Origin of the sequence: Sphingopyxis sp. YR583 (genome assembly GCF_900108295.1) — a bacterium.
Taxonomy (GTDB): domain Bacteria; phylum Pseudomonadota; class Alphaproteobacteria; order Sphingomonadales; family Sphingomonadaceae; genus Sphingopyxis.
The window spans coordinates 181,586-202,763 of sequence record NZ_FNWK01000004.1 but is presented as its reverse complement, the minus strand read 5'-3'; the positions used below and the strand labels follow the sequence as shown (position 1 = coordinate 202,763).

Sequence of the window (21,178 nt, the reverse complement as noted above, 5' to 3'; positions counted from 1 at the left end):
ACGTCGCGGCCCCTCCACCACTCGCTTCGCGAGCGGTCCCCCTCCCCACCGCTTTGCGGCAGGGAGGATCACAAGCTTGCCCCGCCCTCTCCCCGTCCCTAAATCCCCCTTATGACGACACCGCCGATCACCGAACTCACCACGCGCGCGCGCGACGTGTTCCGGCTGGTCGTCGACGCCTATCTCGAAACGGGCCAGCCGGTCGGATCGCGCACTTTATCGAAACTCGCGGCGCTCAACCTCTCGCCCGCGTCGATCCGCAATGTGATGCAGGATCTGGAAGAATTCGGCCTGCTCGCGAGCCCGCATACGAGCGCGGGGCGCCTGCCGACCGAACAGGGGCTGCGCCTGTTCGTCGACGGCATGATGCAGGTTGCCGAGCCGAGCGCCGAAGACCGCGCACAGATCGAGGCGAGCCTGTCCGATGCCGGCCCCATCGAAAGCGCGCTTGCGCAGGCGACGTCGGCGCTGTCGGGGCTATCGGCCTGCGCCGGGCTGGTCCTCGTGCCCAAGCATGAGCGCATCCTGAAACAGCTCGCCTTTGTGCCGCTGTCGGCGAACCAGTCGCTCGTCGTGCTCGTCGCGGGCGACGGGACGGTCGAAAATCGCGTCATCGACATTCCGCCGGGGCTGAACCAGTCGGCGCTCGTCGAGGCGGGCAATTATATTTCGGCGACGCTGTCCGGGCTGACGCTGACCGAAGCGATGGCGCGCGTGCGGCGCGAGATAGAGGCCGAGCGCATCGCGATCGACCGCGCGGCGCAAGACCTCGTCAGCCGCGGCCTCGCGATCTGGTCGTCGGACGGCGCCGACCGGCCCGTGCTGATCGTGCGCGGTCAGGCGAACCTGCTCGACGAGAGCGCGGTCGGCGACCTCGACCGCGTGCGCCAGTTGCTCGACGAACTCGAAACCAAGCAGGATATCGCGCAGTTGCTCGACAGCGCGCGCGAAGGCAGCGCCACCCGCATTTTCATCGGGTCGGAAAATAAATTATTCTCGCTTTCGGGCTCGTCCGTGATAGCGGCGCCCTATCGCGGCGCGGACGGGCGCGTGGTCGGCGTAGTCGGGGTCATCGGCCCGACGCGCTTGAACTATGCCCGGATCGTTCCCATGGTGGATTTCACCGCACAATCGCTCTCCAGACTGATACGATAGGTTTATGACAAATATTGAAAACGACACGCCGGTCGACGACGGCGCGAACACCGAAGCCGACGCCGCCGAAGCGGCGAACCCCGCACAGGGTGAGAATGACGAGCTGGCGCAGCTCGCCGAACAGGTCGCCGCGCTTCAGCAGGACCTGCTCTATGCGCGCGCCGAGACGCAGAATGTCACGCGCCGCAAGGACAAGGAAATTGCCGACGCGCATGCCTATGCCGCGACGAAGTTCGCGCGCGATATCCTGTCGGTCGCCGACAATCTTGGCCGCGCGCTCGCCGCATTGAGCGAAGAGCAACGCGCCGACGAGGCGATCAAGCCGCTGATCACCGGCCTCGAAGCCACCGAGCGCGAATTGCTCAGCGTCTTCGAACGCAACGGCATCACACGCATCGCGGCGATCGGCCTGCCGCTCGACCCGAACCAGCATCAAGCGATGCTCGAAATCCCGAGCGACAAGACGCCGGGCACGATCGTGCAGGAAATGCAGGCGGGCTATATGCTGAAGGACCGGCTGCTGCGCCCCGCGATGGTGGGGGTCGCCAAAGCGGGCTGACCGAAAACCCTCTCCCCTTGTGGGAGAGGGATACGAAAGCTTGGCGGCTTGCCGCCTAGCTGAAGTTGGGTGAGGGGCGAAACGTCGCGAACGCCCTCACCCGCTGCGACTAGCGAATAAATTCGCAAGTCTCGCTACCCTCTCCCACAAGGGGAGAGGGAATTAAGCCGCCTTGCGCAGCTTCATCAGCTTCTTCAGCACCATCTCGCGCTTCAGTCGCGACAGATGATCGATGAAGAGGATGCCTTCAAGATGGTCATGCTCATGCTGGATGCAGGTCGCCATCAGCCCGGTCATGCGTTCCCGATGCGGCTTGCCGTCCTCGTCCTGCCAGTCGACGGTGACCTCTGCAGGGCGCGTCACTTCGGCATATTGCTCGGGGACAGACAGGCAGCCTTCCTGATAAACGCTATGCTCTTCGCTCTCGTCGGAGAAGACGGGATTGATGAAGACGCGCGGTTCGCGGATGACCTTCTTGCCCTCCTCATCCTCGGGGTCGGGTTCCTGCAGGTCGATGACGAGAATGCGCTTTGCCACGCCCACCTGAATCGCGGCGAGCCCGATGCCGGGCGCGTCGTACATCGTCTCGAACATGTCGGCGACCAGCGTCTTGAGCTCGGCGTCGAAGGTTTCGACGGGCTTGGAAATGACACGCAGCCGGGGATCCGGGGTCTCTATGATGGGTAGGATGGCCATGGATGGCAGGTATGATCGCGGGGGCGTGGGGTCAAGGGGTCGCTTTGCCTAGCTCTTGCGTCGTTGCCGCGCCTTCGTTGCGCTTTCGGTGTCGGCGTACTCGGGCGGAAGATCATACTTTCCCACGCGATCGAAATGACGGTCGCTCTTGATCGATATCTCTTTGAGATAGCGTAGGTAACGCCAAGAGACGAAGAGTGCCCACATCACAAACCAGACCGCAGCGATAACCCAAGCCAAAGGAAATCGCTGACCGATGAAAGCCAGAGGAAGAAGCGGCAGCATCCCGGGGAGCAACGTCAATTCGACGCGCGAAGCGGAATCGCGTATGATTCGGTCGGTCCAGCCACGGGCCATAAACCACAATCGACTCCCGATACGCGTCAACCCACTGGCCGCCTTGCTCTGAGCGCCTGCGCCAGCGTGCCCTCGTCGAGATAATCCAGCTCGCCACCAACCGGCAGGCCATGCGCAAGCTGCGTAAGCCGCACCGGATAGCCCTCCAGCCGTTCGGCCAGATAATGCGCAGTCGTCTGCCCCTCCAGCGTCGCGTTCATTGCGAGCACGACCTCGTCGATACCGCCCGCGGCGACGCGCGCGACGAGCGCATCGATGCTGAGATCCTGCGGGCGCACGCCCTCCAGCGCCGACAGCCGGCCGCCCAGAACATGATATTTGCCGGGAAAGAGCCGCGACTTGTCGAGCGCCCAGAGGTCGGAGACTTCTTCGACGACGCACAAGCTGCGATCGTCGCGGCGCGGGTCGGCACAGATCGCGCAGGGGTCTTGCGTATCGATATTGCCGCAAATTCCGCACGTCACCAACCGTTCGGCCACCGTCTGGAGCGCCGCGAGCAAGGGTGCAAAACTGCTCTCGCGCTTCTTCATCAGGTGCAGCACCGCGCGCCGCGCCGAGCGCGGGCCGAGGCCCGGCAGGCGGGCGAGTTGCTGGACGAGCGCTTCAATCTCTTGCGATGCCATGACGGATCGTCTTAAGCGGCGCGCTGGAAATGACAATGCGCATCGCCTTTATGGGAACGCCGCCCTTTGCGGTACCGACGCTCGCCGCGCTCCACGCGGCGGGGCACGAGATCGTGGCCGTCTATACGCAGCCGCCGCGTCCGGCGCAGCGTGGCAAGAAACTACAAAAGAGTCCGGTGCAGGTCTGGGCCGAAGAGCATGGCCTGCCCGTCCGCACGCCCAAGAGCCTGAAGAATGAGGAAGCGCAGGCCGAATTCACCGCGCTTGACCTCGATGTCGCCGTGGTCGCGGCCTATGGCCTGATCCTGCCGCAGACGATCCTCGATGCGCCGCGCGAGGGTTGCCTCAACGTCCATGGATCGATCCTGCCGCGCTGGCGCGGTGCGGCGCCCGTCCAGCGCGCGATCCTCGCGGGCGATACCGAGACGGGCGTGACGATCATGCAGATGGACATCGGGCTCGACACTGGGGCGATGCGGCTGATCGAGACAACACCGATCGCCGGCAAGACGGCTGGCCGGGTCACCGACGAACTGGCCGAAATGGGCGCGCTGATGATGGTGAAGGTGCTGAGCGACCTCCACGCCTTTCAGCCGGAAGCGCAGCCCGAGGACGGGGTCACCTATGCTTCCAAGATCGACAAGAGCGAAGCCCGTCTCGATTTCCTGACAAGCGCCGCGCAGGTCGAGCGGCAGATCCGCGCGTTCAATCCGATACCCGGCGCCTTTTTCGAACTCGATGGTGAGCGCTACAAGATTTTGGCGGCAGAGCTTGTCCCTCCCGCCGACACCGTCGCCGGCGTCGCGCCGGGCGTGACACTGGACGACGGCATGACCATTGCCTGCAATCCCGGCGCGATCCGCGCGACACGCATCCAGCGCGCCGGAAAGCCGGCCATGGACGTGGGCGAGCTGCTGCGCGGCCGCGCGATCCCGGCGGGAACGCGCCTCGCATGACGCGCTTTGCCCTCACGATCGAATTCGACGGCCGCCCCTATATGGGCTGGCAGCGGCAGGCGCACGGCCCCAGCGTCCAGCAGGTGATCGAGGAAGCGATCCACCGTTTCACTGCCGAGACCGTTCAGGTGTTCAGCGCCGGGCGCACCGACGCCGGGGTCCACGCCATCGCGATGCGCGCGCATGTCGACATCGAAAAGCCGCTGACCCCGTTCAAGCTGACCGAGGCGCTCAACGCGCAGCTCCGCCCCGCGCCGGTCGCGGTGGTGGCATGCGAGATCGTCCCCGACGACTGGCACGCACGTTTCGCCTGCATCGGCCGGGCTTATGAATATCGCATCGTCAATCGCCGCGCCCCGCTGACGTGGGACAAGGGCCTGTCCTGGCAAGTCGTCAAGCCGCTCGACGCCGGGGCGATGCACGCCGCGGCGCAGCAACTGATCGGGCTCCACGACTTCACGACGTTTCGCTCGGCGCATTGCCAGTCGCAAAGCCCGGTGAAGACGCTGGATAAGCTATCGGTCAGCCGCCATGGCGACGAAATCATCGTCGAGGCGGCGGCGCGCAGTTTCCTGCACCATCAGGTGCGCTCGATGGTCGGCTGCCTATCGCTGGTCGGTTATGGCAAATGGTCGGCGCGCGACCTGAAGGCGGCGCTCGATGCCGCCGACCGCAATGCGCTCGGCCTCAATGCGCCACCCGACGGGCTGTATTTCGTCAGCGCAACCTATCCCTGAAACGAAAAAGGGCGGCCCTACCAGACCGCCCTTTCCTTCATCGCTGTGGACGCGATTACACTTTTTCGGCGTAGTAGAGCGGCGCATGCTCATTGAGGATCTGAAGGATCTTCGCCTGCGCGGTCTTTTCGTCGCTTTCTTCCATCGCGCCGAGTTCGCGCGCGAGGCGGCTCGACGCCGCTTCGAAGATCTGGCGCTCCGAATAGCTCTGTTCGGGCTGGTCGTCGGCGCGGAACAGGTCGCGCGTCACTTCGGCAATCGACACAAGGTCGCCCGAATTGATCTTCGCTTCATATTCCTGCGCGCGGCGCGACCACATGGTGCGCTTGACCTTCGGCTTGGTGGTCAGAACCTGCAGCGCTTCCTTCAGCGTCTTGTCCGACGACAGCTTGCGCATGCCGACGCCTTCGGCCTTGTTCGTCGGAACGCGAAGGGTCATCTTTTCCTTTTCGAAGCGGAGAACATAGAGTTCCAGCTGCATGCCGGCAATTTCGGACTTTTGCAGCTCGATGACGCGCCCCACGCCATGTTTGGGATATACAACATAGTCACCGACTTCGAAAACGGGGGTGCTTGCGGACATTCAAGTTCCTTTCATTGGCCTTGTCGGGGACAGGAAGCGCGTGAACAGCGGTATATCCGGCCCTCTGCTGGAGGGGGATTGAGCTGGTAGGGCGGCGCTAGCCAGTCAGAGTGACAAGGGATGTGGCTCCATCGGAAACGCCAAGGATGCCCCAGCCCGGCGGCGGGAAGAGGCACAATGTCGGCGTGTTGATATTAATTATAACAGATTCGCAACAAAATTGCCAGCCCTGCGCAGAAATGCGTCGGTCGGCACCTTGACGGCTCCTCACACCCGTTTCAGGTTGAAACGAAATCATAGATAGGGAGCCGGTATGCAGGGTCAAGTTTGGTGGATCACGGGCGCATCGTCGGGCATCGGCGCCGCTTTGGCGCGCGCACTCGGCGCTCGCGGAGCAAAGCTGATCCTCTCGGGGCGCAACGTCGATGCGCTCGATGCCGTCGCCGCCGATTGCGCGACCGAGACGCTGATTCTTCCGTTCGAAGCAACCGATTATGCCGCCCTCCCCGCCATCGCCGATCGGGCATGGGGGTGGCAGGGCCGCATCGACGGCCTCGTCAACAATGCCGGCATCTCGCAGCGCAGCCTGGCGGTCGAGACCGATTTCGCGGTCTATCAGCAGATCATCGGCGTCGACCTGCTCGCGCCGATTGCGCTTACCCAGCAGCTGCTGCCGCGCATGGTCGGTGCGGGCGGCGGGCAGATTATCGCCATCTCCAGCGTCGCGGGCATCGCGGGCGTGCCGCTACGCAGCGCCTATTGCGCCGCCAAGCATGGCATCATCGGCTATCACGACAGCGTGCGCGCCGAGAATGAGCATCTGGGATTGAAAGTGCTCGTCGTCGCGCCCGGATCGGTCCGCACCAACGTCAGCCGGAACGCGTTGAACGCCGACGGCAGCACTCGCGGCGAAAGCGACGCCGCGATCGAAAACGGACTTTCGCCCGATGACGCCGCGGCGCAGATGCTGGCGGCGGTCGATGCGGGGACGCGCGAGCTGATCGTTGCCGAGGGCGCCGAAGCGGCAATCGCAGCGCTACGCCGCAGCGATCCCGATGCCCTGTTCGACCGGATGAGCGCGATGGTACAGGCGGGCTATGCGGCGCAGATGAAGGCGACGAACGCGAGTTGACGGTCCTATTTCGACCGATTGCAGACGTCCGCCTTACTTGGGCGACACTATCTGCCAGCAGTTATCGCGAAAGGCTATGTGCTCACGTTTAGGCAGCCAAGCGGCATAATCCGACGCGAAAAAATCCTTTATCCGCGCTTCATAGGTGCAATCAAAAACGTCCCTGCCCTGAAGGCTGCAACTAACATTGCGTGTCTCGACCGTCGGTCCGAACTCGACAAAAGCTCGACCGTCGCGGGTGTGACTTACATAGGGGGCGGATGCGCGGGTAACTTCGATTGCATGGATGTCGCTCGGCTGAGGGGCAACAATTGCGGCAATGAGAAACATCGCAAACATCAGACGATAATATCATCTTGCGATGGCAACTGGAAGTCCGCTCCCCACCTCCAGAGCCGTCACGAAAAAGCCCCGCCGGATCGCTCCGGCGGGGCTTTTCCTTGCCCGCAGGCGGCGCAGCTTACGCCGCGCCGTGCGCCAGCGCCGCGAGGAGCAGTATCGCCACGATGTTGGTGATCTTGATCATCGGGTTGACCGCCGGCCCTGCGGTATCCTTGTACGGATCGCCAACGGTGTCGCCGGTCACCGCGGCCTTATGGGCTTCGCTGCCCTTGCCGCCATGATTGCCGTCCTCGATGTACTTTTTGGCATTATCCCACGCGCCGCCGCCCGAGGTCATCGAGATGGCGACGAACAGCCCGCCAACGATCACCCCGAGCAGGAGGGCGCCGAGCGCTTCCAACGCCGCGGCCGGACCGGCCACTGCACGGATCACGAAGAACACGACGATCGGTGCCAGCACCGGCAGCAGCGACGGGATGATCATTTCCTTGATCGCCGCCTTGGTGACGAGGTCGACGGTGCGGGCATAGTCGGGGCGGCTGGTGCCGTCCATGATGCCCTTGTTGTTCGCGAACTGGTCGCGAACGTCCTTCACCACGTCGCCCGCCGCGCGGCCGACCGCGGTCATGCCCATCGCGCCGAACAGGTACGGCAGGAGCGCGCCGAGCAGCAGCCCGACGATGACATAGGGCGACGACAGCGAGAAGGTCAGCGGCGCGTCGATGCCGAGCTTTGCCGAATATTCGGCGATGTCGGCGGTGTAGGTACCGAACAGCACCAGTGCGGCGAGACCGGCCGAACCGATGGCATAGCCCTTCGTCACCGCCTTGGTCGTGTTGCCCACGGCGTCGAGCAAGTCGGTCTTTTCACGAACCGAATCGTCGAGGCCCGCCATTTCGGCAATGCCGCCGGCATTGTCGGTCACGGGGCCATAGGCGTCGAGCGCGACGACCATGCCCGCAAGCGCGAGCATCGCGGTGGCGCCGAAGGCGATACCGATGATGCCGGCGGTCTGATAGGCGACGATGATACCGACGCAGATGACGAGCGTCGGCAGCGCGGTCGATTCAAGGCTGATAGCGAGGCCCTGGATCACGTTGGTGCCGTGGCCCGTTTCCGACGCCTTGGCGATGCTGCGCACCGGGCGATAGTTGGTGCCGGTGTAATATTCGGTGATCCAGATGATCAGCCCGGTGATGACGAGACCGAGCAGCGAGCAATAGAAAAGGTCGCTGCCGTTGAAGTCGGTGCCCGTGATGTTGGTGTTCATGTCGCCGCCCAGAGCATAGCTGGTCGAGAACCAGATCGCCGGGATCGACAGGACCGCGGTGACAAGGAAACCCTTGTACATTGCGCCCATGACGTTGGTCGACGAACCGAGACGAACGAAATAGGTGCCGATGATCGAGGTCACGATACACACACCGCCCATCAGCAGCGGCAGCGTCATCAGCGGAAGCAGCATGTCGCCCGCGCTTTTCAGCAGCAGCGCGATCAGCACCATCGTGGCGCCGACGGTGACGACATAGGTTTCGAAAAGGTCGGCCGCCATGCCCGCGCAGTCGCCGACATTGTCGCCGACGTTGTCGGCGATCACCGCCGGGTTGCGCGGATCATCCTCGGGAATTCCGGCCTCAACCTTGCCGACGAGGTCGGCGCCGACGTCGGCCGCCTTGGTGAAGATACCGCCGCCGAGGCGCGCGAAGATCGAGATCAGCGAGGCGCCGAAGGCGAGCGCGACGAGCGCGTCGACGACGGTGCGATCTTCACCGCCAACGGTGAAGCCGCCGGGACCGACCAGATACCAGAAGAAAACCGAGATCGCGAGGAGCGCGAGGCCCGCCACGAGCATGCCGGTGATCGCGCCGGCGCGAAACGCCATAGTGAGACCCGCCTGCAGCCCGATCTGTGCCGCTGCCGCGGTGCGGACATTGGCTTTTACCGAGATGTTCATGCCGACGAAGCCGGCAACACCCGACAGGACGGCACCAATCAGAAAGCCCACGGCGGAAACCTCGCCGAGGAACGCCCAGACAAGCACTGCGACGACGACGCCGACGATGGCAATGGTACGATATTGGCGGCCCAGATAGGCCTTGGCGCCTTCCTGGATGGCGCCGGCGATTTCCTGCATCTTCTCATTACCCGCCGATGCGCTGAGCACCTGCCGCGAGGTAATGAATCCATAGAGCACGGCCAAAAGGCCGCACGCTATCGCGATCAAAACCGGATTCATGCGTGACTGTTCCTTCCCCATGAGAAGGGCGACGCAGAAGATAGCAGTCGAGCACGTCCGACTTATTGATGCCGGTTCGCTCTCTCCCCTGATGCGACCGCCCCAAATTTGGACGTTGAGTTATGGGAAGAAAGAAAGCGGGGCGCAACCCCGCTTATTCGGCAGTTTACCGAGGCTTCCGCACCGTGCCCGGCGTCCGGCGCTACGCAGCTTCGCCGCGCGCCAAAGCCAGCGCCTTGCGCGCATCGGCGGCGGATTCGGTTTCGGGGTCGAGCGCCAGCGCCCGCTCGAGCAGTTCGATCGCGCGTGCATTGTCGCGTTCGATCCCCTTGCCGGTCTGATAGGCCCGCCCCAGCGTGAAGCAGCTTTCGGCCTCGCCCAGCCCGCACGCCTTGTCGAACAGTTGCAGCGCGCGCTGGCGGTCGCGCCGAATACCGCGTCCGTCGTTCACCAGCATCGCCAGATTGCCGCAAGCCGAAGCGTCGTCGACACCGCAGCTTTGCTCGAACAGGGCAAGCGCGCGCTTGTAGTTGCGTGGCATGCCCAGTCCGTCGCGATGGAGCACGCCAAGGTTATAGCAAGCGTGCTGGTCGTCGGCCTTGCACGCGCGCTCGAAAAGTCGCGCCGCCCGCCGCTGGTTGGGCGCGACGCCCTTGCCCAGCGAATAGGAAGCCCCAAGGTTCGCGCAGCCGGATATGCTGCCCAGATCGCAAGCCTGCCGAAACAGCTTTGCAGCGCGCCGGGGATCTTTGGCGACGCCGTCCCCGCCGATATAGGAAAGGCCGAGGTTCGAACATGCTGTCGCCTCTTCGCCGTGACAGGCGAACGCATAATAGGCCGCAGCCCGTTCGTGCGAGCGTTCGACGCCCCTGCCCTCGCTATAGGCATAGCCCGCCATCGTGCAGCCGGTCATATCACCGAGATGGCAGGCACGAGCGAAAAGCGGGGTCGCGCGTGCATCGTCCTCGGGAACCCCGTCGCCTTCGTGATGACGATAGGCGAGCCGCGTGCATTCATCGGCATTGCCCGCTTCGCATTGCTTCTCGAGTGCCACCACGGGATCGGGCGATTCCTCGGCGTCTGTAGCCGACGGATCTGGCGCGACTGTCTGGACCAGTATGACATCGACGGAATCCGGAGCGGCAGCGGCCGATGCCGAATAGCAGAAGCAAGCGAAACCGATCGCCGTTATCGCGCGGGCCCAGCTCCGACGTCCAAAATTCCGGTCGAGCAATATGAACCCCTCTGACTCGCCGCACCCGCCGGCGGATACGTTCTTTCAGAGCAAGAATGCCGTGCCATCAAACTGATTTCAAATCAAAATAACTCACGGCAATCGGAAGGTGTCGGCACTCCTAGTGCATGAAGCCAAGGCGATCGGGCAGTGCGATGCGCTGCGCCCGGTGCGTCAGGACGATCCCGCCCCCTACGCCCGCATGACCAAGCGGCGCGACGGCGACGTCGAGCTCCGCCGCAATCTTGCGAATGGTCTCCGCCGCGCCGGGATCGGCGGCGAACAGCAGTTGATAATCGTCCCCCGCGCTCGCCGCGGCGAGCCGTGTGTCGAGCACATCGGGCCGCACCGCGAGCAATGCGGCGGAGAGCGGCACCGATTCCAGCATGATGCCAAGCTGGCACCCACTCGCCTCGGCCATTCGCTGCGCATCGATAAGCAGCCCGTCGGACACATCCATCATCGCGTGGACATGCGGCGCCACCGCCTGCCCAAAGGCGAGCTGTGGATGCGGACGGCTATAAGCGGCAAGGCAGGTTTCGTTCGGTTCGATCTGTCCCAGCCGCATCGCAAGTCCGACCCCGGCATTGCCGATCGTCCCGGTGACCCAGATCTGGTCGCCGGGCCTTGCTCCGCTGCGTGCCGGCGCGCCGGTCGCGGGCGCCTTGCCGACCGCGGTCAATCCGAACGTCCTCGGCGCCCCTTCGGGAATGCCGACGGTATCGCCGCCCAGCAACGGCACGTCGTAACGGCGTAGCACCTCGCCAAGCCCCCGAACGAAGGCCGCATCCCAGATTTCGTCACCGGTCAGGCTGTAGCCGACAAGCACACCGAGCGGCGCAGCGCCTTTCGCGGCGAGATCGGAAAGGTTCACCGCGACGAGCTTCCACGCGACATCCTGCGGCCGCTCGTCGGGAAGGAAATGAATGCCCTCGACGATCATGTCGTGGGTGAGGACAAGGTCGCCCAGCACCGCCGCATCGTCGGAAAGTCCACGCGCGGCGGGATCGGTCGCAATGGCGCGTAGGCGGGCGATGAAATCGGCTTCGCTCAAAACTCAACCTCCGCTCGTCCCGGGCCCACGGAAAGACCGCTCTCTTGACCCCGGCACACAGAAGGACGGCCCTTCACAAGCTCAGGGCAAACGGGTTTCGACCCGATTGGTTGCTATTTCCGCACATCCTTGCCGATCGCATCGAGCAACCCGTTGGCGAACCCCGCCTCGCGCGTATCGAAAAACGCCTTTGCGACATCGACATATTCGCTGACCACCGCGCCGACGGGCACGTCGCCGCGCGCCATCAGCTCGTAAGAGCCCGCGCGCAGGATCGCCTTCATCGTGCGGTCGAGCCGGTCCATCGACCAGCCGCTCGCAAGCCGCGCGACGATCGCAGCGTCGATCTCTTCCGCGCGTGCGAGCGTGCCTTTTACGATATCGTCGAAAAAGGCGGTGTCGGCATCGGCATATTCGTCATCCTCGATCGTCGCGCCGATGCGGTGCTGATGGAATTCGTGGATCAGCTTGGCAACCGGCGTGCCCTCCATCTCGTGCTGATAGAGCGCCTGAACGGCGGCGAGACGCGCGGCGGAGCGGGATTGGGAGCGTTTGTTCATATCTATTTCAATCTGTTGGCGACGCTGAGTGCGTGCGCGGGAAGTCCTTCGGCGCCCGCAAGCGCGACCGCAGCCGGACCGATCGCGGCAAGGCTTGCATCGTCGAGCGCAAGGAAGCTGGTGCGCTTCATGAAATCGGTGACCGACAGCCCGCTCGAAAACCGAGCGCGGCGGCCGGTCGGCAAAACATGGTTGGGCCCGGCGACATAATCGCCGATCGCCTCGGGGGTCTGACGCCCTAGGAAAACCGACCCGGCGTGCCGCACCTTGGCGAACAGGGCATCGGCATCGGCCGCATCGACCGCGAGTTCGAGATGCTCCGGCGCCAAGCGATCGCATAGCGGGATCGCATCGGAAAGGTTCGGTACAATGATCACCGCACCATTGTCCGCCCAGCTTGCCTGCATCGTCGGCGCGGTGCTCAGAGTCGGAATGACGTGCGCGACCGCAGCCGCGACAGCATCCGCGAAATCACCATCGTCGGTGAACAATATCGACTGGCTCGTCGGATCATGCTCGGCCTGGCTCAGGAGGTCGGCGGCGATGATATGCGGTTCGTTCTTCGCATCGGCGACGACGACGATCTCGCTCGGCCCCGCGACCATATCGATACCGACGACACCATAAAGCTGCCGCTTCGCTTCGGCGACCCACGCATTGCCGGGACCGGTAACGACGTCGACCGGCGCTATCCTTGCTGTGCCATAAGCGAGCGCCGCGATCGCCTGCGCCCCGCCGACGCGCCAGATTTCGTCGACCCCGCCGATATGCGCGGCGGCCATCACGACCGGATTGGTCTCACCGCCCGGCGTCGGGGTCATCATCACGATACGTTCGACCCCCGCGACCTTGGCGGGGATGATGTTCATCAGCACCGACGAGGGATAGGCAGCGCGCCCGCCGGGGACGTAAACGCCCGCGGCATCGACGCCGCGCCAGCGTGCACCAAGGCGCGCGCCGGTATCGTCACGGTAATCGCGGTCTTCGGGAAGCTGCGCGGCATGATAGGCGCGGATCCGGTCGGCGGCGAGGTTCAGCGCATCGCGTAGCTCCGGCGCCAGCGCCTCATAGGCAGCGGCGCATTCGTCCTTCGAAATGCGCCACCCACTCGCGTCAAGATCGAAGCGGTCGAATTTTGCCGTATAGTCGGCGAGCGCGGCATCGCCCTCGGCCTTTACCCGCGCGATGATCGCCGCGACGTCGGCCGATACATCGGACGCGCTTTCGCGCCGATCATTGACCAACGCGTCGAACTCCGCGGCAAAGCCGGGTGCGGAAGCGTCAAACCGTCGCATCGCCCACCGCTTGACGGAAACGTTCGACAAGCGCCGGCACTTCGGCCGAACGCAGCTTGAACGCCGCGCGGTTGACGATCAGCCGCGCCGAAACTTCGCTGATGATCGTCTGCTCGGCGAGCGCATTCTCGACAAGCGTGCGACCGGTCGAAACCAGGTCGACGATGTGCGAGGCGAGCCCCAGCTTGGGTGCGATTTCCATCGCGCCATTGAGCTTGATGCATTCGGCCTGGATGCCCTGCGCCTCGAACCAGCGGCGCGTCGTGCCGGGATATTTGGTCGCAACCCGGATGTGGCTTTCGCCAAGCCCCGGCGGCGCACTGCCCTCGGGCCCTGCGAGCGACAGGCGGCAATGGCCTATGCGGAGGTCGACCGGGGCATAAAGCTCCGAATAGTCGAACTCGTCGACGACGTCCGATCCGACGATGCCGAGCTGCGCCGCGCCATGTGCGACGAAGGTCGCGACATCGAACGCGCGGACGCGGATCAGCGAGATATGCGGCTGGTTCGTCCCGAACACCAGCGCGCGGCTCTTCTTGTCGAAGAAATCCGCCGCGGGCTCGATACCGACGCGCGCAAGCAGCGGCAGCGCTTCGTCGAGGATGCGCCCTTTCGGGATGGCAAAGATGATCGGTTCGGGCATAAGCTTGCGCGCCCATAAGCATACAAGGGAAAAAGGGCAATGAGCGAGCGCTACAAGCCGATCGACATGGCGGAAACCGGGGCCGGCGCCGTCCGCACCGCCTTTGCGAATCAGGTCGCCTATTGCCGCGCGAACGATGCCCGCGTCACGGCGCGGGTCGTCGCGGCGCTCGACGCCCTGCTCGACAAGCCTGCAACCGAATTCGCCCGTCGCATCGCGGGTTGGCAAGGTGCGCCGCTCGCCGACGCGCTGCCGCTGCGCGCTGCCGGCGGCATTCATGCGCTGCATCTGTCCGAATCGGCACATGAGCTTGCGCCCATCTATGCCGATAGCGAGGACATCAACGACAATGCGATCATCGCCGGCGTCGTCGCGCGGCATGAGGCGGCGCTGCTTCCCTGGCTCGACGGCCCGCCCCAGACCAACGAAGCCGGACGCTCGTCGAACTTCATCGCGGCGATGTTGTGGCTCGCCGATCGGGGGCTACCTCCGCGCTTCGACTGTCTTGAAATCGGATCGAGCGCGGGGATCAACCTGATGATCGACCGCTATCATTACGATCTCGGCGGGGTGCATTTCGGACCGACGCCCGGGGCGCTCGCCTTCACGCCCGACTGGCGCGGCAACCATCCGCCGCAGCATGCGATCGAATTCGCCGGACTCAAAGGCTGCGACGTCGCACCGGTCGACCTGACCGACCCCGCGCAGGCGCTGCGGCTCAAGGCCTATATCTGGCCCGAGCACCATGTCCGCTTCGCACGCATCGAGGCCGCGATTGCCGCGGCGACCGAAGAACCGCCGCAGCTTGTTCACGCCAATGCCGCCGATTTCGTGGAAGCCGAACTCGCACGCCCGCAGGCCGCGGGCACGACGCGCGTGCTGATGCATTCGATCGTCTGGCAATATGTACCCGCCGACCAGCAGGCGCGGATCACTGCGGCGATGGAGGCGGCCGGCGCCCGCGCGACGGGCGAACGCCCGCTCGCGTGGATCGCGCTCGAGGCCAATCGCACGGTGCATCATCATGAGCTGGTCGTGCGCCACTGGCCCGGCGGCGGCGAACCGCAAAAGCTGGCGCATGCCCATGCCCATGGCGCCTGGGTCGAGTGGCTGGGGCGCTAAAGCCGCGCTTCAAGCCGTGCGAGAAGTTGCTGCACCGGCGTCACGGCGGGCGCATCCCACCCGGCCTCCAGCATCGCGACGCGCTCGAACAACCGTTCGCTCGCTGCGATGATCCGGCCGGTCGATGCTTCGAAGCCCGCGCAGATGCTCCAGTCGGCGGCAACCGGATCGCCGATCCGCGCGGCGCTGTCGTGCGGTCCCGCCCCCGGGTCGCCCGCGAACATTGCGCGGCGATGGAGCAGCCAGGCGATGATGTGCATCAGCCGCGTCGTCGTCTTCAGCGATTCGCACGCGAGGCCGATCTGTACCGCCGCATTGCCCCGCGCCGCACCGAGGTCGCGCTGCGCGGCAAAGGCGGTATGCGCCTCGTCGGCGAGCAGCATTGCCTCGACATAGAGATTTTCGACCTGTGCGCGCTGCACCGGCACATCGATTGCCATCATGTTCGTTCGCCCACCGCCCATCGAAACGGAGATGCCACGTCCCCCGCCCCTTCGGCAATGACGGTAACCATGAATATTCGGGCGGATCGTCCCGTTTTGATTCAAGCCGTTAGGCGATGATGTCGGGGAGCAGTTGATCCTCGCACCAGGCGATTTCGTCGCGCAGCTTGAGCTTGCGCTTTTTCAGCCGCGCGATCTGCAACTGGTCGGGCGTCGCGCCTTCGCCAAGCGCAATGATCGCCGCATCGAGGTCACGATGCTCGATGCGTAGCAGTTCCAGTCGCTGGGTAATTTCTTCGGGGTTCACGGGGACTCCCTGCCACGTTCACCACTGGTCCGCAACGGGGACCGGCTGGCCGAATCGTCACGACATCGCGGCGGTTTCATGTTTTACTCCGTCCTGCCCATCGAGTCGAAAAGGAGAATGCCAATGAGCACGTCGCACCTTTCCACCCTGAAGTCCCGCCACGCGGACCTCGATGTGAAAATTGCGAATGAAGAGCGCCGCCCCGCCCCCGATACCGGTGTGCTTGCGCAGCTCAAGAAGCAAAAACTGAAACTCAAGGAAGAGATGCTCGCGATCGCCTGATCGCCAGCCCTATCGCCCCGCTGATGCCACCCTGTTCAAGGACGCATCAGCGTCGGCGATAGAAGGGCCCCGGTTCGAGCCCCGTGCGCCGAAGATGCGGCGGCAGATCGGACTGAGAAACCACCTGACGACGCACCGCCTGCGGGTCGACCGGACGGTCGAACGCGATGCCGAACTTGCCCTCGCCCACCCAGATCACCCGGCCCGCGACCGGTCCGACATTGCGCAGGTCGACCTCGATCGCCGCGCCCTGTGCGACCTTGACCTTGGCCTCCGCCAGCATCCCGCCCGGTGACAGGTTGCGCACGCGCACGGTCACGGGGTCGGCACTGCCGGGGAGAATCAGGGCGGCTTGCATGAACAGGCTGTCGCGATCGGCGCTGCGCGACAGCGCGGCGACCTCCTCGTCCACCGATGACGGTCGTTGTGAATCCATTTTTGCGCCCCATATCTCGAATGTCGAGACGCGGAATCTAGACCTTAGCCATTGCGGAATCGTAAATGGGGCCGGTGCCCTCTACGACTAATCTTCGCGTGAAATCCGTTCGTTGCGCTCGTGACGCTCCTGCGCCTCCAGCGTCATCGTCGCGATCGGGCGCGCCTGCAAACGGGCAAGCGAGATCGGCTCGCCGGTGACCGCGCAATAGCCATATTCACCTTCGTCGATACGGCGGATCGCCGAATCGATCTTCGCGATCAGCTTGCGCTGGCGGTCGCGGGTGCGAAGCTCGATCGCCCAGTCGGTCTCGCTCGAAGCGCGGTCGGCCAGGTCGGGTTCGCGCAGCGGGCCATCCTGCAGATGCGCAAGCGTCGATTCGGATTCGGACAGGATCGACTTCTTCCAGGCGAGAAGCAGGCCGCGGAAATAATCCTGCTGCCGCTCGTTCATAAACTCTTCGTCGTCGCTGGGGACATAGTCCGAATCGAGATTGGATTTGGCTTCGCGAAGCGCGTCAGCGCCAACGTCGGCAATCTTGGTCGGCATGAGGGGCTCTCGCGTCCTTTCCTGTCACCCCGCGGGCCGCCGAGCGGTGCAGGGAGTGGCGCGCCTATAACCAGCCGCTGGCAACGATACAAGCGCCTAAGCTGCGGATAGCGACGAGCGATGACGCGGCGATGAACCGGCGAGGTGGCGCCGCCGATTCTCCGGCCGCGATCGACGCCAACGCAACGGGCGCGATCGGCGGCGATTTAGGTCCGAAGGTTAACCAATCGCATAGATTTATTGCATATTACGTACTGTTTTGGGACAGATAGCGGGATTTTGATTGATTCCGCGCTGCAATTCCCGCTCTCGGACAGGCAAACGCGGTTAACACAATTGCCGCGTTCACAAAGCTTTGTCCTTTTGGGGTATAGCGGAAGTGTACGGGGGGGTGCCGGGCGACGGCGCTTTGCACCTGCAACGGGAAAGAAAGAGAAGCTTATGTCTGTCCGAATGGCCCTTGCCAAGCTTTGCGCCTGCACCTGCGGCGGGGCAATCATCGGTAGCGGCGCGATGCAGATCGCCGACGTTCCGAAGGCACGCGCCCAGACGGTCCAGTCCTGCTCGCCTTGCGCCGGCAAGAAGGTCGTCCGCAAGCGCCATGCCGCGCGCAAGCCGGTCAAGCGGGTACGCCGCGTCGTCACGACGAAGCGCATCATCCGTACCGCGACCCCGCAGACGCAGGTTGTGACGCAGACGATCCCGCTGCCCCCGATCCCCTATGCCCCCTTCCCGCGCGGCGGCTTCGAAGGCGGCGGCAGCAGCGGCAGCGGCGTGACGGTCATCGGCGGCGGCTTTGGCGGCGGTTTCGGTGGCGGCTTCTTTGGCGGCTTCTTCGGTGGCAGCAGCGGCGGCGGAAGCAGCGGCAGCATCGTCGTCACCTCGACGACGACCGGCGGCGTGTCGACCTCGTCCAGCACCTCGTCGGGCGTTTCGACCTCGACCGGCAGCGTCTCGACGTCGACCGGCGGTGTGTCGACCTCGACCGGCGCCGTCTCGACCTCGACCGGAAGCGTCAGCACCTCGACCGGCAGCGTCTCGACATCTTCGGGCAACGTCAGCACCTCGTCGGGCAATGTTTCGACATCGTCGGGTAACGTCAGCACGTCGTCGTCGAGCAGCAGCTCGTCGTCGAGTTCCTCGTCGTCCTCTTCCTCCTCCTCGTCGAGCTCGTCCTCGTCGGGCGGTTCGTCGAAGGGCGGCAGCTCGCACGGTCATGGCAGCTCGGGCTGGGGCAGCTCCTCGAAGGGCAGCTCGGGTTGGGGCAGTTCGTCCAAGGGCGGCAGCTCGTCTTCCAGTTCTTCGTCATCCTCTTCGTCGAGCAGCAGCACGTCGAGCGGCGCGACCTCGTCGGGCGCGACCGGTGGCAGCAGCAGCTTCGGCTCGACCAGCAGCAGCAGCTCGTCGTCATCCTCCTCTTCGTCGAGCAGCAGTTCCTCGTCGTCGAGCTCGGGCGGCAGCAGCAGCCGTGGCGGGTCGTCGGGCGATCCGACCCCTGTTCCGGCACCGCCGATGATGCTATTGTTCGGCGCTGCAGCCGCTGCGCTTGTCGCGCGGCGCCGCGCGGCGAACCGCAACAGCGACGACGCCAACGCGGCTTAAGAAATCCACTGGCGGTCTGGGGGGCTAACCCGACCACCGAACTAAGGGCCGCTCCCGTCGGGAGTGGCCCTTTTTTCTGCGCGGCAAGAATCAGTTTACCGATTGGCAAACTATCAATATGGTTTCCTATATGGTGAACCAATTAGCCCCGCTTGATTCGCTTTTCCACGCGCTCGCCGACCCCACGCGCCGCGCGGTGGTCAGCCGCCTGCTCAAAGGGGCGGCGCCGGTAAAGCATTTGTCCGAACCGTTCGAAATGGGCCTGCCCGCCTTTATGAAGCATCTGTCGGTGCTGGAAGCATCGGGGCTGATCCACACCGAAAAACAAGGGCGCGTCCGCACCTGCCGCATCGACGCAGAACGGCTCGCGACGGCCGAAAACTGGCTCTCGCAGCAGCGCGCCATCTGGCAGGGCCGCACCGACCGCCTCGCCGACTTCGTCGAATCGCAAATCCCTTCGGAGCAAAAACCATGACAGAAGACACGACCCTCACCATCTCCCGCCTGATCGCCGCGCCGCCGTCGGCGGTGTGGAACGCGTGGAGCGTGCCGGAGAATCTCGCGAAATGGTGGATCCCGGCGCCGATCGAATGCCTGGTCGACAAGCTCGACCTGCGCCCCGGCGGCGGGTTCGTCACGCGGATGCGCGAAGCCGGCGCCGCCGATTTCCAGCCGCATGTCGATGGCTGTTTCCTCGAAGCGATCCCGAACGAGCGCCTCGTCTTCACGACCGTCCTTACCGAAGGCTGGCAACCCGTCGAGCCCTGGCTTGCGATCACCGCGATCCTGACCTTCGAGGCGCAGGAGGGCGGCACCCTTTATTCGGCGCGCGTCCTGCACAAGACGCCCGAGGACAGCGCCAAGCACGACGAGATGGGCTTTCAGGAGGGTTGGGGCACCGCGATCGGCCAGCTCGCGGGCTTGCTGGAGCGGTAAGACGGGCTTGCGCCGCGCGGGCGGCAACGCCATAGCGCGGCGCATGCACGATATCCGCCTGATCCGGGAAAATCCCGAAGCATTCGATGCCGGCCTCGCGCGCCGCGGCCTCGAACCCCTGTCCGCCCAGATCGTGGCGGCCGATGCCTCGCTGCGCGCGCTGCAGACCGAGATCCAGGGCTCGCTGGCGCGCCGGAACGAGGCATCGAAGCTGATCGGTCAGGCAATGGCGCAGGGCGACAAGGACAAGGCCGAGGCGCTGAAAGCCGAGGTCGCCGACCTCAAGACCGCGCTTCCCGCCAAGGAAAACGCCGAGCGCGAACGACTCGCCGCGTTGCAGGACATTCTTGCGGCGATCCCGAACATCCCGCTCGATGACGTCCCCGAGGGCGAAGACGAGGAAGGCAATGTCGAGATTTCGCGCTGGGGCACGCCGCGCAGCTTCGACTTCGCGCCGCAGGAACACGCCGATTTCGCCCCCGCGCTTGGCCTCGATTTCGAGACGGCGGCAAAGATGTCGGGCGCGCGCTTCGCGTTCCTGAAAGGCCAGATGGCGCGGCTCGAACGCGCGATCGGCCAGTTCATGATCGACCGCCAGACGATCGACGCGGGCTATACCGAATGCGCAACGCCGCTGATGGTCCGCGACGAGGCCGCCTATGGCACGACGCAGCTTCCCAAGTTTCGCGAAGACCTGTTCCAGACCACAGACGGCCGCTGGCTGATCTCGACGTCTGAAATGAGCCTGACCAACGCGGTGCGCGAGGAAATCCTGCCCGAGTCCGACCTGCCGATCCGCATGACCGCCCTCACCCCCTGCTTCCGCTCCGAAGCCGGTTCGGCGGGGCGCGACACGCGCGGCTACATCCGCCAGCACCAGTTCTGGAAGGTCGAACTCGTCTCGATCGTCCGGCCCGAGGACTCGAGCGCCGAACTGGAACGCAAGACACGCGCCGCCGAGGCGATCCTCGAGGCGCTCGAACTGCCCTATCGCAAGATGCTGCTGTGCAGCGGCGACATGGGCTTTTCGGCGCGCAAGACCTATGACCTCGAAGTCTGGCTGCCCGGCCAGAACGCCTATCGCGAGATTTCGAGCTGTTCGACCTGCGGCGATTTTCAGGCGCGGCGCATGAACGCGCGCTTCCGCCGCGAAGGCAGCAAGAGCAACGAGTTCGTCCATACGCTGAACGGATCGGGGCTTGCCGTAGGCCGGACGCTCGTCGCCATCCTCGAAAATTATCAGCAGGCGGACGGGAGCGTCACCGTTCCGGCGGTGCTGCTGCCATATATGGGCGGCATTACGAAGCTCAAGCCCACCGCTTAGCAGCATCGTCACCCC

General features: G+C 64.6%; 26 protein-coding genes. 11 read left to right on the top strand and 15 right to left on the bottom strand.

All coding sequences use genetic code 11. The annotated features are described in order from the left end of the window. The first annotated feature begins 111 nt into the window (after window positions 1–111). Window positions 112–1,155 (top strand): heat-inducible transcriptional repressor HrcA, encoded by a 1,044-nt coding sequence (gene hrcA / locus BLW56_RS18345; RefSeq protein WP_093512420.1) that lies wholly within the window; start codon window positions 112–114, stop codon window positions 1,153–1,155. A 4-nt stretch (window positions 1,156–1,159) separates the two neighbouring features. Further along, window positions 1,160–1,714, top strand: coding sequence for a nucleotide exchange factor GrpE (gene grpE, locus BLW56_RS18340; protein ID WP_093512418.1), 555 nt, complete (start codon window positions 1,160–1,162; stop codon window positions 1,712–1,714). A gap of 162 nt (window positions 1,715–1,876) precedes the next feature. On the opposite strand, the gene def is transcribed toward grpE, so the two are convergent. The 3 genes from def to recR are packed head-to-tail and all read right to left on the bottom strand — an operon-like array spanning window position 1,877 to window position 3,390. After that, window positions 1,877–2,410, bottom strand: coding sequence for a peptide deformylase (def, locus tag BLW56_RS18335; RefSeq protein ID WP_093512416.1), 534 nt, complete (start codon window positions 2,408–2,410; stop codon window positions 1,877–1,879). A gap of 48 nt (window positions 2,411–2,458) precedes the next feature. After that, window positions 2,459–2,767 carry a hypothetical protein gene (locus BLW56_RS18330; protein ID WP_093512414.1) on the bottom strand — a complete coding sequence of 103 codons (309 nt, stop codon included), beginning with the start codon at window positions 2,765–2,767 and terminating at the stop codon, window positions 2,459–2,461. 26 nt (window positions 2,768–2,793) lie between these two features. After that, complete coding sequence (gene recR, locus BLW56_RS18325; protein WP_093512412.1) at window positions 2,794–3,390, bottom strand: recombination mediator RecR; 597 nt, start codon at window positions 3,388–3,390, stop codon at window positions 2,794–2,796. Window positions 3,391–3,425: 35 nt separating this feature from the next. Between recR and fmt the strand changes: the two genes are divergently transcribed. Further along, complete coding sequence (gene fmt, locus BLW56_RS18320; RefSeq protein WP_093512411.1) at window positions 3,426–4,346, top strand: methionyl-tRNA formyltransferase; 921 nt, start codon at window positions 3,426–3,428, stop codon at window positions 4,344–4,346. Continuing rightward, window positions 4,343–5,083 (top strand): tRNA pseudouridine(38-40) synthase TruA, encoded by a 741-nt coding sequence (truA, locus tag BLW56_RS18315; RefSeq protein WP_093512409.1) that lies wholly within the window; start codon window positions 4,343–4,345, stop codon window positions 5,081–5,083. Before fmt ends, truA begins: the two co-directional genes overlap by 4 nt. Before the next feature lie 55 nt (window positions 5,084–5,138). Here the strand turns inward: truA and BLW56_RS18310 are convergent, their stop codons facing one another. Further along, window positions 5,139–5,666, bottom strand: a complete 528-nt coding sequence (locus tag BLW56_RS18310; protein ID WP_062182596.1) for a CarD family transcriptional regulator — start codon at window positions 5,664–5,666, stop codon at window positions 5,139–5,141. Between the two features lie 313 nt (window positions 5,667–5,979). Here BLW56_RS18310 and BLW56_RS18305 point away from each other — a divergent pair, with 313 nt between their 5' ends. Then, window positions 5,980–6,798, top strand: a complete 819-nt coding sequence (locus BLW56_RS18305) for an SDR family NAD(P)-dependent oxidoreductase (RefSeq protein WP_093512407.1) — start codon at window positions 5,980–5,982, stop codon at window positions 6,796–6,798. A gap of 33 nt (window positions 6,799–6,831) precedes the next feature. Here the strand turns inward: BLW56_RS18305 and BLW56_RS20680 are convergent, their stop codons facing one another. The 7 genes from BLW56_RS20680 to hisG all read right to left on the bottom strand — a co-directional run bounded on the left by BLW56_RS20680 (window position 6,832) and on the right by hisG (window position 14,162). Then, window positions 6,832–7,137, bottom strand: coding sequence for a hypothetical protein (locus tag BLW56_RS20680; protein ID WP_093512405.1), 306 nt, complete (start codon window positions 7,135–7,137; stop codon window positions 6,832–6,834). Between the two features lie 121 nt (window positions 7,138–7,258). After that, window positions 7,259–9,376, bottom strand: coding sequence for a sodium-translocating pyrophosphatase (locus tag BLW56_RS18295; RefSeq protein ID WP_093512620.1), 2,118 nt, complete (start codon window positions 9,374–9,376; stop codon window positions 7,259–7,261). 202 nt (window positions 9,377–9,578) lie between these two features. Further along, on the bottom strand, window positions 9,579–10,433 hold the full coding sequence (locus tag BLW56_RS18290) for a tetratricopeptide repeat protein (protein ID WP_177176021.1): 855 nt from the start codon (window positions 10,431–10,433) through the stop codon (window positions 9,579–9,581). Between the two features lie 298 nt (window positions 10,434–10,731). Then, complete coding sequence (gene thiL / locus BLW56_RS18285; protein ID WP_093512401.1) at window positions 10,732–11,664, bottom strand: thiamine-phosphate kinase; 933 nt, start codon at window positions 11,662–11,664, stop codon at window positions 10,732–10,734. Window positions 11,665–11,777: 113 nt separating this feature from the next. Next, window positions 11,778–12,224, bottom strand: a complete 447-nt coding sequence (gene nusB, locus BLW56_RS18280; RefSeq protein ID WP_093512400.1) for a transcription antitermination factor NusB — start codon at window positions 12,222–12,224, stop codon at window positions 11,778–11,780. Window positions 12,225–12,226: 2 nt separating this feature from the next. Then, window positions 12,227–13,519, bottom strand: a complete 1,293-nt coding sequence (gene hisD / locus BLW56_RS18275) for a histidinol dehydrogenase (RefSeq protein WP_093512398.1) — start codon at window positions 13,517–13,519, stop codon at window positions 12,227–12,229. Further along, the gene (gene hisG, locus BLW56_RS18270; RefSeq protein WP_093512396.1) at window positions 13,506–14,162 is read right to left on the bottom strand and encodes an ATP phosphoribosyltransferase; all 657 of its coding nucleotides are present in this window, start codon (window positions 14,160–14,162) and stop codon (window positions 13,506–13,508) included. Before hisG ends, hisD begins: the two co-directional genes overlap by 14 nt. A 39-nt stretch (window positions 14,163–14,201) precedes the next feature. On the opposite strand from hisG, the gene BLW56_RS18265 reads away from it, so the two are divergent. After that, the gene (locus tag BLW56_RS18265; RefSeq protein ID WP_093512394.1) at window positions 14,202–15,284 is read left to right on the top strand and encodes a DUF2332 domain-containing protein; all 1,083 of its coding nucleotides are present in this window, start codon (window positions 14,202–14,204) and stop codon (window positions 15,282–15,284) included. On the opposite strand, the gene BLW56_RS18260 is transcribed toward BLW56_RS18265, so the two are convergent. Both BLW56_RS18260 and BLW56_RS18255 read right to left on the bottom strand, forming a co-directional pair. Further along, complete coding sequence (locus BLW56_RS18260; protein ID WP_256203653.1) at window positions 15,281–15,727, bottom strand: DUF1465 family protein; 447 nt, start codon at window positions 15,725–15,727, stop codon at window positions 15,281–15,283. The two genes, BLW56_RS18265 and BLW56_RS18260, sit on opposite strands and share 4 nt — an antisense overlap. A 109-nt stretch (window positions 15,728–15,836) precedes the next feature. After that, entirely contained in the window at window positions 15,837–16,034 is a 198-nt protein-coding gene (locus BLW56_RS18255; protein ID WP_093512392.1) for a YdcH family protein, read from the bottom strand. 123 nt (window positions 16,035–16,157) lie between these two features. Between BLW56_RS18255 and BLW56_RS18250 the strand changes: the two genes are divergently transcribed. Then, entirely contained in the window at window positions 16,158–16,316 is a 159-nt protein-coding gene (locus tag BLW56_RS18250) for a DUF465 domain-containing protein (protein WP_083435846.1), read from the top strand. Between the two features lie 46 nt (window positions 16,317–16,362). On the opposite strand, the gene BLW56_RS18245 is transcribed toward BLW56_RS18250, so the two are convergent. Together BLW56_RS18245 and dksA are read right to left on the bottom strand one after the other, a co-directional pair. Next, window positions 16,363–16,752: a PilZ domain-containing protein gene (locus BLW56_RS18245; RefSeq protein ID WP_093512390.1), complete on the bottom strand. Its 390-nt coding sequence runs from the start codon at window positions 16,750–16,752 to the stop codon at window positions 16,363–16,365. A gap of 87 nt (window positions 16,753–16,839) precedes the next feature. Beyond that, window positions 16,840–17,301: an RNA polymerase-binding protein DksA gene (gene dksA, locus BLW56_RS18240; protein ID WP_039572520.1), complete on the bottom strand. Its 462-nt coding sequence runs from the start codon at window positions 17,299–17,301 to the stop codon at window positions 16,840–16,842. Between the two features lie 453 nt (window positions 17,302–17,754). Between dksA and BLW56_RS18235 the strand changes: the two genes are divergently transcribed. The 4 genes from BLW56_RS18235 to serS all read left to right on the top strand — a co-directional run bounded on the left by BLW56_RS18235 (window position 17,755) and on the right by serS (window position 21,163). Beyond that, complete coding sequence (locus tag BLW56_RS18235; protein ID WP_218140554.1) at window positions 17,755–18,903, top strand: PEP-CTERM sorting domain-containing protein; 1,149 nt, start codon at window positions 17,755–17,757, stop codon at window positions 18,901–18,903. Window positions 18,904–19,033: 130 nt separating this feature from the next. Continuing rightward, window positions 19,034–19,378: an ArsR/SmtB family transcription factor gene (locus BLW56_RS18230; RefSeq protein ID WP_093512616.1), complete on the top strand. Its 345-nt coding sequence runs from the start codon at window positions 19,034–19,036 to the stop codon at window positions 19,376–19,378. After that, complete coding sequence (locus tag BLW56_RS18225; RefSeq protein ID WP_093512386.1) at window positions 19,375–19,839, top strand: SRPBCC domain-containing protein; 465 nt, start codon at window positions 19,375–19,377, stop codon at window positions 19,837–19,839. The genes BLW56_RS18230 and BLW56_RS18225 overlap by 4 nt, the downstream gene beginning before the upstream one ends. A gap of 43 nt (window positions 19,840–19,882) precedes the next feature. After that, window positions 19,883–21,163 (top strand): serine--tRNA ligase, encoded by a 1,281-nt coding sequence (gene serS, locus BLW56_RS18220; RefSeq protein ID WP_093512384.1) that lies wholly within the window; start codon window positions 19,883–19,885, stop codon window positions 21,161–21,163. Window positions 21,164–21,178: the final 15 nt, after the last annotated feature.

Bases quoted from the DNA above. Each gene is read 5' to 3' on its own strand.
- hrcA (WP_093512420.1), top strand. From the start codon at position 112: ATGACGACACCGCCGATCACCGAACTCACCACGCGCGCGCGCGACGTG.
- grpE (WP_093512418.1), top strand. From the start codon at position 1,160: ATGACAAATATTGAAAACGACACGCCGGTCGACGACGGCGCGAACACC.
- def (WP_093512416.1), bottom strand. From the start codon at position 2,410: ATGGCCATCCTACCCATCATAGAGACCCCGGATCCCCGGCTGCGTGTC.
- BLW56_RS18330 (WP_093512414.1), bottom strand. From the start codon at position 2,767: ATGGCCCGTGGCTGGACCGACCGAATCATACGCGATTCCGCTTCGCGC.
- recR (WP_093512412.1), bottom strand. From the start codon at position 3,390: ATGGCATCGCAAGAGATTGAAGCGCTCGTCCAGCAACTCGCCCGCCTG.
- fmt (WP_093512411.1), top strand. From the start codon at position 3,426: ATGCGCATCGCCTTTATGGGAACGCCGCCCTTTGCGGTACCGACGCTC.
- truA (WP_093512409.1), top strand. From the start codon at position 4,343: ATGACGCGCTTTGCCCTCACGATCGAATTCGACGGCCGCCCCTATATG.
- BLW56_RS18310 (WP_062182596.1), bottom strand. From the start codon at position 5,666: ATGTCCGCAAGCACCCCCGTTTTCGAAGTCGGTGACTATGTTGTATAT.
- BLW56_RS18305 (WP_093512407.1), top strand. From the start codon at position 5,980: ATGCAGGGTCAAGTTTGGTGGATCACGGGCGCATCGTCGGGCATCGGC.
- BLW56_RS20680 (WP_093512405.1), bottom strand. From the start codon at position 7,137: ATGTTTGCGATGTTTCTCATTGCCGCAATTGTTGCCCCTCAGCCGAGC.
- BLW56_RS18295 (WP_093512620.1), bottom strand. From the start codon at position 9,376: ATGAATCCGGTTTTGATCGCGATAGCGTGCGGCCTTTTGGCCGTGCTC.
- nusB (WP_093512400.1), bottom strand. From the start codon at position 12,224: ATGAACAAACGCTCCCAATCCCGCTCCGCCGCGCGTCTCGCCGCCGTT.
- hisD (WP_093512398.1), bottom strand. From the start codon at position 13,519: ATGCGACGGTTTGACGCTTCCGCACCCGGCTTTGCCGCGGAGTTCGAC.
- hisG (WP_093512396.1), bottom strand. From the start codon at position 14,162: ATGCCCGAACCGATCATCTTTGCCATCCCGAAAGGGCGCATCCTCGAC.
- BLW56_RS18265 (WP_093512394.1), top strand. From the start codon at position 14,202: ATGAGCGAGCGCTACAAGCCGATCGACATGGCGGAAACCGGGGCCGGC.
- BLW56_RS18260 (WP_256203653.1), bottom strand. From the start codon at position 15,727: ATGATGGCAATCGATGTGCCGGTGCAGCGCGCACAGGTCGAAAATCTC.
- BLW56_RS18250 (WP_083435846.1), top strand. From the start codon at position 16,158: ATGAGCACGTCGCACCTTTCCACCCTGAAGTCCCGCCACGCGGACCTC.
- BLW56_RS18245 (WP_093512390.1), bottom strand. From the start codon at position 16,752: ATGGATTCACAACGACCGTCATCGGTGGACGAGGAGGTCGCCGCGCTG.
- dksA (WP_039572520.1), bottom strand. From the start codon at position 17,301: ATGCCGACCAAGATTGCCGACGTTGGCGCTGACGCGCTTCGCGAAGCC.
- BLW56_RS18235 (WP_218140554.1), top strand. From the start codon at position 17,755: ATGGCCCTTGCCAAGCTTTGCGCCTGCACCTGCGGCGGGGCAATCATC.
- BLW56_RS18230 (WP_093512616.1), top strand. From the start codon at position 19,034: ATGGTGAACCAATTAGCCCCGCTTGATTCGCTTTTCCACGCGCTCGCC.
- BLW56_RS18225 (WP_093512386.1), top strand. From the start codon at position 19,375: ATGACAGAAGACACGACCCTCACCATCTCCCGCCTGATCGCCGCGCCG.
- serS (WP_093512384.1), top strand. From the start codon at position 19,883: ATGCACGATATCCGCCTGATCCGGGAAAATCCCGAAGCATTCGATGCC.